This is a genomic window from Pseudomonas fluorescens (genome assembly GCF_002837185.1).
GTDB classification, from domain to species: domain Bacteria; phylum Pseudomonadota; class Gammaproteobacteria; order Pseudomonadales; family Pseudomonadaceae; genus Aquipseudomonas; species Aquipseudomonas fluorescens_AM.
Genome location: NZ_KZ478012.1, coordinates 1 through 14,238, shown reverse-complemented (window position 1 = coordinate 14,238; position 14,238 = coordinate 1). Strand labels below are relative to the sequence as shown.

The 14,238-nt window shown below is 60.6% G+C and carries 11 protein-coding genes and 1 pseudogene; 10 read left to right on the top strand and 2 right to left on the bottom strand.

What is annotated here, in order from left to right; genetic code table 11:
- Positions 1–51: 51 nt before the first annotated feature.
- From CIB54_RS21115 to CIB54_RS21085, 6 genes are all read left to right on the top strand, one after another.
- On the top strand, positions 52–1,698 hold the full coding sequence (locus CIB54_RS21115) for a GMC family oxidoreductase (protein WP_101220843.1): 1,647 nt from the start codon (positions 52–54) through the stop codon (positions 1,696–1,698).
- A 65-nt stretch (positions 1,699–1,763) separates the two neighbouring features.
- Complete coding sequence (locus tag CIB54_RS21110; protein WP_101220842.1) at positions 1,764–3,386, top strand: MFS transporter; 1,623 nt, start codon at positions 1,764–1,766, stop codon at positions 3,384–3,386.
- Positions 3,387–3,662: 276 nt separating this feature from the next.
- Complete coding sequence (locus CIB54_RS21105; RefSeq protein WP_101220870.1) at positions 3,663–5,612, top strand: DNA topoisomerase III; 1,950 nt, start codon at positions 3,663–3,665, stop codon at positions 5,610–5,612.
- 131 nt (positions 5,613–5,743) lie between these two features.
- Positions 5,744–6,184 (top strand): CBS domain-containing protein, encoded by a 441-nt coding sequence (locus CIB54_RS21100; RefSeq protein ID WP_065952265.1) that lies wholly within the window; start codon positions 5,744–5,746, stop codon positions 6,182–6,184.
- Positions 6,185–6,192: 8 nt separating this feature from the next.
- Positions 6,193–7,035, top strand: a complete 843-nt coding sequence (locus CIB54_RS21095; protein ID WP_101220841.1) for an NAD-dependent protein deacetylase — start codon at positions 6,193–6,195, stop codon at positions 7,033–7,035.
- 533 nt (positions 7,036–7,568) lie between these two features.
- Positions 7,569–7,898: a hypothetical protein gene (locus CIB54_RS21085; protein ID WP_065884399.1), complete on the top strand. Its 330-nt coding sequence runs from the start codon at positions 7,569–7,571 to the stop codon at positions 7,896–7,898.
- 61 nt (positions 7,899–7,959) lie between these two features.
- On the opposite strand, the gene CIB54_RS21080 is transcribed toward CIB54_RS21085, so the two are convergent.
- Positions 7,960–8,862 carry a LysR family transcriptional regulator gene (locus CIB54_RS21080; RefSeq protein ID WP_101220839.1) on the bottom strand — a complete coding sequence of 301 codons (903 nt, stop codon included), beginning with the start codon at positions 8,860–8,862 and terminating at the stop codon, positions 7,960–7,962.
- 188 nt (positions 8,863–9,050) lie between these two features.
- Between CIB54_RS21080 and CIB54_RS21075 the strand changes: the two genes are divergently transcribed.
- Genes CIB54_RS21075 through CIB54_RS21065 form a run of 3 tightly spaced genes read left to right on the top strand, consistent with a single transcriptional unit; the run spans position 9,051 to position 11,633 of the window.
- Positions 9,051–9,749, top strand: a complete 699-nt coding sequence (locus CIB54_RS21075) for a CoA transferase subunit A (protein ID WP_065952268.1) — start codon at positions 9,051–9,053, stop codon at positions 9,747–9,749.
- Positions 9,750–9,780: 31 nt separating this feature from the next.
- The gene (locus CIB54_RS21070) at positions 9,781–10,440 is read left to right on the top strand and encodes a CoA transferase subunit B (protein WP_058425580.1); all 660 of its coding nucleotides are present in this window, start codon (positions 9,781–9,783) and stop codon (positions 10,438–10,440) included.
- A gap of 11 nt (positions 10,441–10,451) precedes the next feature.
- A complete protein-coding gene (locus CIB54_RS21065) occupies positions 10,452–11,633 on the top strand; it encodes an acetyl-CoA C-acetyltransferase (RefSeq protein ID WP_101220838.1) in 1,182 nt (393 codons plus the stop codon).
- 107 nt (positions 11,634–11,740) lie between these two features.
- On the opposite strand, the gene CIB54_RS21060 is transcribed toward CIB54_RS21065, so the two are convergent.
- The gene (locus CIB54_RS21060) at positions 11,741–12,814 is read right to left on the bottom strand and encodes a DUF1615 domain-containing protein (RefSeq protein WP_101220837.1); all 1,074 of its coding nucleotides are present in this window, start codon (positions 12,812–12,814) and stop codon (positions 11,741–11,743) included.
- 235 nt (positions 12,815–13,049) lie between these two features.
- Here CIB54_RS21060 and CIB54_RS21055 point away from each other — a divergent pair.
- Positions 13,050–14,238: pseudogene (locus tag CIB54_RS21055) on the top strand (type IV secretion protein Rhs); the annotation flags it as partial.

The window sequence follows — 14,238 nt, the reverse complement described above, 5'->3', positions numbered from 1 at the left end:
GAAAACTAACAACTAGGATGGAACCAATAAGAAAAACAAGCGAGGCCCCAGATGCCCATTGCAACTGCTGAATACGATTATGTGATCGTCGGCGCCGGCCCCGCCGGCTGCTTGCTGGCCAATCGCCTGTCCGCCAACCCGGCCCATCGCGTCCTGCTGCTGGAAGCCGGTGGTCGCGATAACTACGCCTGGATTCATATTCCGGTCGGCTACCTGTTCTGCATCGGCAACCCACGCACCGACTGGTGCTTCAAGACCCAAGCCCAGGCCGGTCTGCAAGGTCGCGCCCTGAGCTACCCGCGCGGCAAGGTACTGGGCGGTTGCTCGTCCATCAACGGCATGATCTATATGCGCGGCCAGGCCCGGGACTATGATGGCTGGGCGGCGCAAGGCAACCCGGGCTGGGCCTGGAAAGACGTATTGCCGCTGTTCAAGCACAGCGAAAACCATTTCGCCGGCGATTCGCCGTTCCACAGCGACGGCGGCGAATGGCGCGTCGAGCAGCAGCGCCTGCACTGGCCCATCCTGGATGCGTTTCGCGACGCAGCACAGCAGAGCGGCATCGCCAACGTCAGCGATTTCAATCAGGGCGATAACGAAGGTTGCGGTTATTTCCAGGTCAACCAGAAGGCCGGGGTGCGCTGGAATGCGGCCAAGGCGTTTCTCAAACCGGTCCGCCAACGGCCCAACCTGACCGTATTGACCGAGGTGGAGGTCGACCGCGTGGTGCTGGAAAACGGCCGCGCCTCCCAAGTGATCGGGCGCCGGCACGGCCAGCAACTGAGCTGGAAAGCCTGCAGGGAAATCGTGCTGTGCGCCGGTGCCGTCGGCTCGCCAGGCATCCTGCAACGCTCAGGCATCGGCCCGGCCCATGTGCTCAAACCGGCGGGCATCGACGTGGTGCATGAACTGCCGGGCGTGGGGGGCAACCTGCAGGACCACCTGCAACTGCGCCTGATCTACAAGCTGGAAAACGCGCGCACCCTGAACCAGATCGCCGGCACCGTATGGGGCAAGATGGGCATGGGCCTGCGCTACCTGTATGACCGCAGCGGGCCGCTGTCGATGGCGCCCAGCCAGCTTGGCGCGTTTGCCCGCTCCGGCCCGGAGCAGACCTCGGCCAACCTTCAATACCATGTGCAGCCGTTGTCCCTGGAGCGCTTTGGCGAACCGTTGCATGCGTTCCCGGCCTTTACCGCCTCGGTCTGCGACCTGCGCCCACACAGCCGCGGGCGAATCGATATCCGCTCGGCCAACCCGGCAGACGCACCGCTGATCCAGCCCAACTACCTCAGCCACCCCGAAGACCTGCGCGTGGCCGCCGACGCCATTCGCCTGACAAGGCGAATCGTGGCCGCTCCAGCCCTGAGCCGGTTCAAGCCGGTTGAATACCTGCCCGGTGACGCTCTGCAAACCGAAGAGCAACTGCACGAAGCCGCGGCGCGTATCGGCACCACCATCTTCCATCCGGTAGGCACCTGCCGTATGGGCGATGACAGGGACGCCGTGGTCGACGCACAGCTGCGCGTGCATGGCGTGCCGGGCCTGCGCATCGCCGATGCCTCGATCATGCCGCGCATTACCTCGGGCAACACTTGTTCACCGACGCTGATGATCGCCGAGAAGGCCGCGCAGTTGATCCTTTCACCGAACACAAGGAGCCTCGCCCCGGAGAGAGAACTGGTTCACGCAATCTGAACAGCGGCGCCGCACCTGGCGCCGACAGTGGAACAACAATAAATAATCACTGTGAGGGTTACCCGATGTCAGAACATGCTCAACCTCTGGGCTCGGCGATGGATGCGAGCACCGGCAACGACTCGAAGAAAGTCATTTTTGCCTCGTCCCTCGGGACGGTTTTCGAATGGTATGACTTCTTCCTCTACGGCGCTCTCGCCGCGGTGATCAGCAAACAGTTCTTTGCCGGGGTCAACGACACCACGGCGTTTATCTTCGCGCTGATGGCGTTCGCCGCAGGCTTCGTGGTGCGGCCGTTCGGCGCGCTGGTATTCGGCCGCCTGGGCGACATGATCGGGCGTAAGTACACTTTCCTCGTCACCATCATTCTGATGGGCGTAGCAACCTTTTGCGTGGGCCTGTTGCCGACCTACGCCAGCATCGGCATCGCTGCGCCGATCATTCTGATCGTGCTGCGCATGCTGCAAGGCCTGGCGCTGGGCGGTGAATACGGTGGCGCCGCCACGTATGTGGCCGAGCATGCGCCTGCCGGCAAACGTGGCTTGCACACCAGCTGGATTCAATCCACCGCCACCCTCGGCCTGTTGCTGTCGTTGCTGGTGGTATTGGCCTGCCGTTACTTCACCGGCGACCAGTTCGAGGTGTGGGGCTGGCGCATTCCGTTCCTGTTCTCCATCGTGTTGCTGGGCATCTCCACCTGGATTCGCATGAGCCTGCACGAATCGCCAGCGTTCCTGAAAATGAAAGAGGAAGGCAAGGTCAGCAAGGCGCCGATCCGCGAGTCGTTCGGTAAGTGGGAAAACCTCAAGGTCGTACTGATCGCGCTGTTCAGCATCAACGGTGGGCAGGCGGTGACCTTTTATGCGGCGCAGTTTTACGTGCTGTTCTTCCTCACTCAGTTCCTGAAGATGGACCCGGCCCTGGCCAACATGTTGCTGATCATCAGCGTGGTGATTGGCGCGCCGTTCTTCATCCTGTTTGGTTGGCTGTCGGACAAGGTCGGGCGCAAGCCGGTGCTGATGCTTGGCCTGCTGCTGGCGACCGTGTTGTATTTCCCGATTTTCAAGGGCCTGGCGCACTACACCAACCCGGCGATGGACCAGGCCAGTCGGCAAGCACCGATTACCGTGCAAGCCGACCCGGCCACCTGCACCTTCCAATTCGACCCGGTGGGCAAAGCGCGCTTTGACAGCCCGTGCGACAAGGTCAAGACCTTTCTGGTCAAGCAAGGCCTGCCCTACAGCAGCGTCGCCGCCCCAGCCGGCGCGCCGGTGCAAGTCAGCGTGGGCGACGTACGTATCGATGGCTTTGACGAAGCGGCATTGCGCGGCGCGGTGACGTTGGCCGGCTACCCGAGCTCGGCGGACATGGCCCAGGTCAACAAGGTGATGGTGGTGGTGCTGATCGTGGCACTGATCCTGATCGCAGCCATGTGCTACGGCCCCTTGGCGGCACTGATGGTGGAGCTGTTCCCGACCCGCATCCGCTACACCTCGATGTCGTTGCCCTACCACATCGGTAACGGCTGGTTCGGCGGGTTCCTGCCGACCGTGTCGTTTGCCCTGGTGGTGTACACCGGGGATATCTTCTATGGTTTGTGGTACCCGGTGGTGGTGACCGGTGTGAGCCTGATCGTCGGGCTGTTCTGTCTTAAAGAAACGCGGCATGTGGATATTGATAGGGGTTGAGTGAGCGGTGGGCTGCAAGCGGTGAGCTGCAAGCTGTGAGCTGCAAGCTGCAAGTAAAAGCTGATCAGCTTGGCTTGCAGCTTGAAGCTTGAAGCTTGAAGCTTGAAGCTTGAAGCTTGAAGCTTGAAGCTTGAAGCTCGCAGCTTGAAGCTTGAAGCTTGAAGCTTGAAGCTTCCAGCCTGAAACTTTCAGCTGTACATCCATACAGATAACAGTTGCTCATTTCTCTCCGACTAAGCATCCTGCAAGGCATCAACCCGATACGATGTGATGACCATGCAGCTGTACCTCTGTGAAAAACCCTCCCAGGCCAAGGACATCGCGGCCGTGCTCGGCGCCAGTCGCCGGGGCGATGGATGCTGGCTGGGCAACGGGGTCACAGTCACCTGGTGCATCGGCCACCTGCTGGAAACCGCCCCGCCTGACGCTTATGACGCCAAGTACAAACGCTGGGTGCTCACCGACCTGCCGATCGTCCCGGAAAAATGGAAGATGCAGGTCAAGCCCAGAACTGCCAGCCAGTTCAAGGTGGTCAAGCGCCTGCTGGGAGAAGCCGGGGAACTGGTGATCGCGACCGATGCCGACCGCGAGGGTGAAATGATCGCCCGTGAACTGGTGGAACATTGCCGTTATCGAGGGCCGATCCAGCGGTTGTGGCTGTCTGCGCTGGATGATGCCTCCATCCGCAAGGCGCTGGCCGCACTCAAGCCCGGGGCGCAAACCTTCAACCTGTACCACTCGGCCCTGGGCCGCTCACGTGCCGACTGGCTGATCGGCATGAACATGAGCCGCTTGTTTACGTTGCTCGGACGTCAATCCGGCTATCAGGGGGTATTGCCGGTAGGCCGCGTGCAAACCCCAACCCTGCGCCTGGTGGTCGACCGTGACCGCAGCATCGCCGATTTCATCCCGGTGGCGTATTGGGCTATCGATGTGGACCTGCGCCACGAACGCATGACTTTCACCGCCCAATGGCGCGCCGCCGACGATGCCTGCGATGACCAGGGCCGTTGCCTCAACCCGCAACTGGCCCGGGACGCCGCCGACGCCATGAGCCTGGCGGCCGACGCGCGACTGGCAAAGCTGCGCACCGAGCGCATGCGTGAGGTCGCCCCCCTGCCCTTCGACCTCGGCACCCTGCAGGAAATCTGCTCCAAAAAGCTCGGCCTCGGCGCCCAGGAAACGCTCGATATCGCCCAATCGCTCTACGAAACCCACAAGGTCATCACCTACCCGCGCAGCGATTGCGGCTACCTGCCGCTGAGCCAGCACAGTGAAGCGCCGAAGATTCTCGCCGCACTCGGCCGCGCGGATCCGGCCGTAGGCGATCTGATGGTCTACATAGACCCCAATCGACGCTCACGCGCCTGGAACGACGCCAAGGTCAGCGCCCACCACGGCATTATCCCCACCGGGGCCGGCAAGGACGTCGGGCAACTCACCGGCAAGCACCGCGCGGTCTACACGCTGATACGCGCACGCTACCTGGCGCAATTTCTGCCCAACCATGAATACGACCGTACCCAGGCGGACTTCGACTGTGCAGGCCAGGCGTTACGTGCAGTGGGCAAAGTCATCATCGAACCGGGCTGGAAACGCGCATTGCCCGAAGCCCTTGCCCCCGCCAAAGGCCGGGACACCCCTGCTCCTCAAGCCTTGCCGATGCTGGTGCAAGGCCAGGACTGCGCGGTGGCCAAGGTCAACCTGAAGGACCTGTGGACCCAACCTCCCAAGCCTTTCACTGAAGGCGACCTGATCAAAGCGATGAAAAACGTCGCCAAGCTGGTGGAGGATCCGCTGCTCAAGCAGAAGCTCAAGGACACCACCGGCATTGGTACCGAAGCCACCCGCGCGGGGATTATCCAGGGCCTGCTGGACCGCGGTTACCTGGTGAAGAACGGCAAGGCACTGTCAGCCACCGCAGCGGCTTTCAGCCTGATTGACGCAGTGCCTCGCGCCATTGCCGACCCCGGCACCACCGCCATCTGGGAGCAGGCGCTGGATATGGTGCAAAGTGGCGAAATGAGTCTGGAAGAGTTCGTCGCCAAACAAGCGGCGTGGATGAGCAAGCAGGTGGCTCGCTGCAATGGCATGCGCATGACCATTACCGCCCCCGCCAGCCCGGCAAGCAAAGGCGCGGCGGCGTGGAAAACCAAACGCAAGAGCGCGCCACGCAAGACGGCGGCCAACCCCAAGCGGGCAAAAAAGCCGGCAAATGCCGGGTAGAGTGCAAAATAATCCGGCGAATGACGCTTTTCGACGGGTTTAACGCCGCTTTGGACCTTGCTGCAACGTAGTGCGTCTAGGATTCTGTAGGGGATAGCTGACTACCTAACAACAACACCGGAGTGGCCGCCATGAAAACCGTCGCAGAATTGCTCAAAGCCAAGGACCAGAAGAACCAGGACGTCCACACCATCCAGTGGGACCACACCGTGTTTGAAGCGCTGGTGCGCATGTCCGAGAAAAACGTCGGGGCTTTGCCAGTGGTCAGGGACGGCGCAGTGGTGGGGATCATCAGCGAGCGCGATTACGCACGTAAACTCATCCTCAAGGGGCTGTCGTCGGTGACCACCCGCGTTGACGACGTGATGAGCTCCCCGGTCATCACCGTAGATACCCACAAAACGGTCGAGGCGTGCATGAACATCATGACCGACAGTCACCTGCGCCACCTTCCGGTCGTCGAAGACGGCAAACTGCTCGGCCTGTTGTCCATCGGCGACCTGGTCAAGGAAGCCATTGCTGAACAAGACGCCTTGATCAAACAGCTGGAGCAGTACATCCGCGGCGAATAGGAGATCCCATGCTCGACACGCTGGAACATCAAGCAGACCACCTCGACACGCTGCATCGGGCGATGGCCGAAAAGCGCTTCCTGGTGCTGACCGGTGCGGGCATCAGCACCTCGTCGGGCATCCCCGACTACCGTGACAGCGACGGAGTGCGCCGGGGCAAAGCGCCGATGATGTACCAGGACTTCCTCGCCACCGCGCAAGCACGCCGCCGTTATTGGGCCAGGGCTATGCTGGGTTGGCCACGGGTGCGCCTTGCCCGGCCGAACAAGGCGCATCAGGCCCTGGCGACCCTACAGCAAAGGGGGATCATCAGTGGCCTGATCACGCAAAACGTCGACACGCTGCACGATCAGGCCGGCAGCCACGATGTGATCGAGTTGCATGGCAGCTTGCACCGGGTGCTGTGCCTGGATTGCCAGCAGCGTAGCGGACGCGACGTGATCCAGCGGCAGATGGAAATCGACAACCCACACTTCGCGCACGTCCATGCGGTGCAAGCGCCTGACGGCGATACCTTGCTCGACCCTGTTTTCGAGGAGCGCTTCCAGGTCCCATGCTGCCCCCATTGCGAGGGGCAACGGCTGAAACCGGACGTGGTGTTTTTTGGTGAAAACGTGGCACCTGCTACCGCAGCCAGCGCCATGGCTGCTGTGCACGATGCCGAGGGGCTGCTGGTCGTGGGTTCATCGCTGATGGCTTATTCGGCCTTTCGCCTGTGCAAGGCAATGGTGGAACAGGGCAAGCCGGTGATTGCCATCAACCTGGGCAAGACCCGCGGGGATGAGCTGCTGCAGGTAAAGATCGAAGCGCAGTGTGAGCAATTGCTACCTCTGCTGGTCGAGCGGCTGTAGGAGCGAGCTTGCTCGCGAAAAACCCACAGGCGCCGCGTGCAACTTATCCACTTCACTAAACGCTATCACGCGACCCACCGCACGAAAAATGACGCCCAAGTCACGTTTTTCCTGCATCTTCCCGCCCCCACAGCGTTTTATGTAGTGCCTTAAAATAATCACTACATAATCGTTGACGTAAGCTTTTTGTCCTTGCATTATCGAGACGTCTCCCGGATCGGGAGTGTTGGTAACACGCGTTTTGAACAGGCTCGTCTGACCGCCGAGCTGTTTTCCCGGATGTGCACTGCCCACAAGGCAGATTGATGAAGCTGACTGGCCCGGAAAGGGAACGGTACAAGGAGCTAAAGCGCTGCTTGTCTTCGTTATGAATGCATTGCGTAGCGGTTCATCAGCAAAACTACATGCTTCGGTTCACGACCCTGCCCGTATTTGGCAGACCGTCACTGACGCCCGGTTTTCTGAGCCGGAGACAACTTTGAAGTTTTCAACGAATCAATTGATAGATCGCCAACTGGTCAAGGGGCTTACACATGAATCTGAACAACCAACCCACTATCGATGAATTGGCTGAGATGTTCGCCGCGCAGAAAGACACACTCGACGACCATATCCTGTGGATTGGCAAATCGGGTGAAGTTCAACTTGACTGCGTGGCGCCCCACACCGAAGAAGCCGAATTCGACCGCAATCACCGTGAACTGGCGGCGCGCCTGAAGATGTACCGTCGCGGCCAGGGTTATGTCGGCAAGAAAGCGGCGGCCGATCGCAACTTTATCGAGCAGGTGTTCGACACACTTAACAATGCCTGGGCTTCTTTCAAAGACAGCTCGCAAGTTAAAGTGATTGATCGTTACTACTGAGTCGTTGTTGTTCTAAAGTGGGGGCTGGCTTGCCGGCCCCCACTTTTTGTTCGTGGCGTATTCAGAAAGTTGGAAACCGCCCCTTCCCCGCTTCATCTTTAAAGATATCGAACAGCACCTGCGCCGCTGCCGAAAGCTCATGCCCCGGTTTGGTCAGTACGCCAATGGGCCGCTCGATTACCGGGCCGGTCAAGGTGATGCAATGGGCGCCCGCCTCCTCCATCTGCCGTGCGCATAACGCCGGCACAGCGCTGACGCCCAAGCCGCTGGCAACCATCTTGCCCACCGTAGCCAATTGATGGCTTTCCAACGCCACGGGCAGGTTCATCTGCAACGCGCCCAAGTGCTCTTCGAGCATGACCCGGACCGTCGATGGACGCTGGAGAGTAATGAAGGGTTGCTCCAGCAGGCTTTTCCAGTCGACCTCAGCCAATCGCGCCAAAGGCGAATCTCCCGGCACCACTGCGATAAACCGGTCCAGGTACAACGGCGTGAACGCCAGTGACGAACCGTCGGACGGCTGGAACGCCACGCCCAGTTCCACCTGGCGGTCGCGCACCATCTCCAGCACGTGCTCGTTGATCAGGTCATGCACCGTCACGTTCACCTGAGGGTAACGCGCGCGGAATATCTTCAGAATCGGTGGCAGCAGGTTGCCGGCAAATGACGGCATCGCCGCCACCGTCACACGCCCGCGTTGCAGGGTGAAGCGTTGGCGCAGCTCGTCCTCGGCGTTGTCCCAGTCGGCAATCAATCGACGCGCCAGCGGCAACAGTGATTCGCCTTCGGGCGTCAGCGCGACATTGCGTGTATTACGGCTGAACAGGCGCCCGCCCAACCCTTCTTCCAGGCCTTTGATCGTCAGGCTCAGCGCCGACTGGGACAGGTGCAGACGCTCACATGCAGCGGCAAAACTCAGGCTCTGGGCCACGGCCAGGAAGGCACGCATTTGTTTAATGGTCATAGGAAGCTCCAAGCGACAAGTTGAAAGCTGCAAGTCAAAGCAGTGGCCGACTAGGCTTGAAGCTTGCGGCTTGAGGCTGATTATGCTGTTTTCCAAACCAATCAACCTTAAAAAACAACTTAACAAATCAATCCTTCAGCGCAACACTCAATCCATTGGCTGGCCCACTAACAATAAAAGAGGTGCATATGGCAGGTTTCGATAAGCGCGTGGCGTCCTACGAAGAAGCGCTGGCAGGCCTGAAAGACGGCATGACCATACTCTCCGGCGGGTTTGGCCTGTGCGGCATTCCAGAAAACCTCATCGCCGAGATCAAGCGCAAAGGCACCCGTGACCTGACCGTAGTGTCCAACAACTGCGGCGTCGACGGTTTCGGCCTGGGCGTGCTGCTGGAAGAAAAGCAGATCCGCAAAGTGATCGCTTCCTACGTGGGCGAAAATGCCCTGTTCGAAAAGCAGTTGCTCAGCGGCGAAATCGAAGTGGTACTGACCCCCCAGGGCACCCTCGCGGAAAAAATGCGTGCAGGCGGTGCCGGCATCCCGGCCTTCTTCACTGCCACCGGCGTCGGTACCCCTGTCGCCGAAGGCAAGGAAACCCGCGAGTTCAACGGTCGCCCCTACCTGATGGAAGAGTCCATCACCGGTGACTTCGCTATCGTCAAAGGCTGGAAAGCCGACCACTTCGGCAACGTCATCTATCGTCACACCGCCCAGAACTTCAACCCGCTGGCCGCCACCGCCGGCAAAATCACCGTAGTCGAAGTCGAGGAAATCGTCGAACCGGGCGAACTGGACCCGGCGCAGATCCACACCCCTGGCATCTACGTCGACCGGATCATCTGCGGCACCTTCGAGAAGCGCATCGAACAGCGCACTGTCCGCAAATAATCCACGTCCAGAACAATAAGAGGAATCAACCATGGCTCTTACCCGCGAACAAATGGCTCAACGCGTCGCCCGCGAAATGCAGGACGGTTTCTACGTCAACCTCGGCATCGGCATTCCAACCCTGGTGGCCAACTACATTCCCGAAGGCATGGAAGTGATGCTGCAATCGGAGAATGGCCTGCTCGGCATGGGACCGTTCCCGACTGAAGACACCATTGACGCCGACATGATCAACGCCGGCAAACAAACCGTCACCGCGCGCATCGGCGCCTCGATTTTCTCCTCCGCCGAGTCCTTCGCGATGATTCGCGGCGGCCACGTCGACCTCACTGTACTCGGCGCCTTCGAAGTCGACGTACAAGGCAACATCGCCTCGTGGATGATCCCCGGCAAGTTGGTCAAGGGTATGGGCGGCGCGATGGACCTGGTGGCCGGTGCGGAAAATATCATCGTGATCATGACCCATGCGTCCAAGGACGGTGAGTCGAAATTGCTCAGCCAGTGCAGCCTGCCGCTGACCGGCGCCCACTGCATCAAGCGTGTGCTGACGGACCTGGCCTACCTGGAAATCGAAAATGGCGCTTTTGTCCTCAAGGAACGCGCACCTGGCGTCAGCGTTGAAGAGATTGTCAGCAAGACCGCCGGTAAACTGATCGTCCCGGACCACGTTCCAGAAATGCATTTCCAGTGAGGACAGATTCCATGCAAGACGTCGTGATTGTTGCTGCCACCCGCACCGCCGTGGGCAGCTTCCAGGGTTCGCTGGCCACTATCCCGGCCCCTGAACTGGGCGCTGCGGTGATTCGCCGCCTGCTGGAGCAGACCGGCCTCGACCCGGCCGAAGTGGATGAAGTCATCCTGGGCCAGGTACTCACCGCAGGCAGCGGCCAGAACCCGGCGCGCCAGGCTTCGATTCTCGCCGGCCTGCCCCACGCCGTGCCGAGCCTGACCCTGAACAAGGTGTGCGGCTCGGGCCTCAAGGCCCTGCATCTGGGTGCACAGGCGATCCGTTGCGGCGACGCGGACGTGATCATCGCCGGCGGCATGGAAAACATGAGCCTGGCGCCATACGTATTGCCCGCCGCGCGCACCGGTTTGCGCATGGGCCACGCCAAGATGATCGACAGCATGATCACCGACGGCCTGTGGGATGCGTTCAACGACTACCACATGGGCATCACCGCCGAAAACCTGGTGGACAAGTACGGCATCAGCCGTGAGGCACAGGACGCCTTTGCCGCTGCCTCCCAGCAAAAAGCGATCGCCGCCATCGAAGCCGGACGGTTTGCCGATGAGATCACGCCGATCCTGATTCCCCAGCGCAAAGGCGACCCGCTGGTCTTTGACGTGGACGAACAGCCGCGTGCCGGTACCACCGCCGAGTCCCTGGCCAAGCTCAAACCCGCCTTTAAAAAGGACGGCAGCGTCACCGCCGGCAACGCCTCCAGCCTTAACGACGGCGCCGCAGCGGTGCTGTTGATGAGCGCCACCAAAGCCAAGGCCCTCGGCCTGCCCGTGCTGGCACGCATCGCCAGCTATGCCAACGCCGGGGTCGACCCGGCGATCATGGGCATCGGCCCGGTTTCAGCCACCCGCCGCTGCCTGGACAAGGCCGGTTGGCAATTGGGCGACCTGGATTTGATCGAAGCCAACGAAGCCTTCGCCGCGCAATCCCTGGCAGTGGGCAAAGAGCTGGAATGGGACGCCGACAAGGTCAACGTCAACGGCGGCGCCATCGCCATCGGCCACCCGATTGGTGCTTCAGGCTGCCGCGTGCTGGTGACCCTGCTGCATGAAATGATCAAGCGCGACGCCCGGAAAGGCTTGGCGACGCTGTGCATCGGTGGTGGCCAAGGCGTAGCCCTGGCCCTCGAACGCGGCTGATGATCCAAGAGCAACACGGAAAAGGCCCGGTTCCACGAAAACCGGGCCTTTTCTTTATCCGAGATTGATAGTGCCCTTGCGTGGGAACGATCAAACGCCGCAAGAAATCAGCGCTTCATACAACGCTGATACCGCTCATCCACCCGCTTTGCAAACCACGCCGTGGTCAGGTTTCGGGTGATCTTCGGGCTCTTGAGCACGATGCCCGGCAGGATCGCCCGCGGCAGCGGCTTGCCGGCCAGGGCGAACACGCGCTTGTAGAGGGTGGTGTCCTCGAAGTCCAACGCATCGCCTTGCTCCAGTTGGCTGCGAATGCTCGGGTTGCGCATATCCAATTTCGCCCCCAGCGAACGCACCGCCAGCTCAGTGGTGCCGGGCAGCAACGAACCATAGCGAATCAAATCCCCATCCAGCGCCAGTTCGGTGCCTGAAGCACGGCTGACAGCGGCCTGGAACGCGGCATTGCGGCTGGCGTACCAACCCGCATTGAAATCGGCGAAGCGATACAGCGGCTGGTCATAGCTGACCGGGTAACCCAGCAGATGGGCGATACCAAAGTACATGCCGCCACGTCGAGTGAACACTTCGCGGCGAATCGTACCGTCCACCGGATAGGGATAACCCCGCGCCTGTTTCTGCGCAAAGTCGATGCTGACCTGCATCGGGCCGGCGGTGTGCACCGGGTTGAAGCCGCCGAACAGTGTGTTGCCCAGCGGCACGACGCTGATGAAATCGTCGAAGATCCCGCTCAGGTCCTTCTCGGTGCGCGCGGCATTCAAACGCTCGGCGTAGGTTTTGCCGCTGGGCGAACGCAATTGCAAAGCGCTGCGCACGACAAACGCCGGCACATGAACCTTCCCGGCACGCCGCAGGATTTCATCCTGGGCGATCTTGCCCATGCCCGGCACCGGTGGGTCGACCTGAAAAGTAGACTCCTGCTCGGTCACCGCCAGTACGGCGCAGATGTTTTCGGTGCTGGGGTAGATCTTCTGGGTGTCGAACGCGGTGTAGATATCCTGGGCCCAACCTTCGCGGTCCGCGACCTTGGCCGGCAGCAGGCGCACGATCTGCGTCTTCACCTCGGCCTCGCTGCGCTCGGGTTGCTGCGGGCCGCGTGAGGTGGAGCAACCGGCCAGCACCAGCAACGTTGCGAGGCAGAGAATCAGGCGGCTTGAATACATAAGGCTTCCTTGGTAGACGGCGGGTCGGGCGATGGGGATATCGACAGGCAAGTCTAACCGGGGTTCGCGGGTATGCCGAACTGGATGCGGCTCTGGCTGAAACTTCCCACATAAGTGTCGGATAAGCTCTACTCCGCCGCCCCGAGAACCGCTGCAAAGTCCCTCGCCTGATCAAACAGTGCGAGGGATTGCAGATGGTTTTTCCGGTTAAAGCCCTGATCGACAGGGCTCACCCATGATCGACGCAACCAGCCAAGCCATTGGCTTCCTGGTGTTGGCCGCGATGGATGCAAAGACGCGGGACGTCGAATCCATCCTCAGCGATTTCCGGGGATGCCTGCACCCATACGACACCTGGGCTGAAAGCTTTTTCAGCTTCTCGGCACTGAATGTCGAGCAAGTGTTCAAGGTGGGAGAAGAAGTGGCGCTCGTAGCGCCGATCAATCGGTCCCTCTTTCCCAGCAGCACGGTCGCCACGTGTACAGCCAACGGCACGTTGACCCTGGTGCATATGTTCCAGAGTTCGCGGTTCGTGCCGATCGGCAACACACCGGTCGTGGTGCAGCGCATCGATCCAGACGGCGGTCCGCTGGGGGCCCCTATCCATAAGACCATCGGTCCCAGCGGCATTCTGGAAATCACCGAGTGTGATCGCAACCAGAAGTACCGAGTCAGTTTCTACCCCGACGTTTCTTCGCAGCATTTCAAGGCGCTGTACGCCTCTTATCAGTCGGTCATTGCGTCACTGGAAGGCTGGTTGCGCAGTGAGTGGGGGACCACTTTCGAACCCCTGTGGAAGGGGTACTCCGAGGCAAACTTCCTCGAACGCTACCTTTCGCTGTACGGCGCCTATGCCCGAGGTTTCAGCGACTCCCTTTACTCAATCTGGGACGACGTAGAGCAGTTATTTCAGTGGCTGTCAGCCCCCCTGGCCAATGCTGAAAAGCTGCTGCACTACTTTTCCCAAGACGAGTTTGAAAAATTACTGACGTTAAGTGCCGAGACGCTCGCCAAGGGTCTGCTGGTGCTGAGCGACGAGCCTTTGCTGTTCATTCACCTGGCGGCGCTGGTCAGCTGGATGCGGATGCTGCCACCGCCCTATATGAACGAAATGCTGGGCGAGATTGGCGCCGAGGTCGTCATCAATCTGTTACTGGGCCTGGCGACGGGCGGCATGGGTATTGTGGTGCGCATGAGCACGAAAGTGCTGGCTGGCATCAAGTCGCGCCGGGTGCGCAGGTGGCTGGAGCAGATAGCCGAGCAGTTCGGGAACGTTCGCCTGGTGGGGCATGGCGAAGCGCTCAAGCCGGTGCTGCTGAGCAGTGCGGCGACGCCGATCAAGGCAGTGCCGGTGGCGCCGTTGCAGGCTGGCGAGCATCTGGTTTCGAACCCGGTGCCGATGGTGCGTAACAAGACGCAGCGTA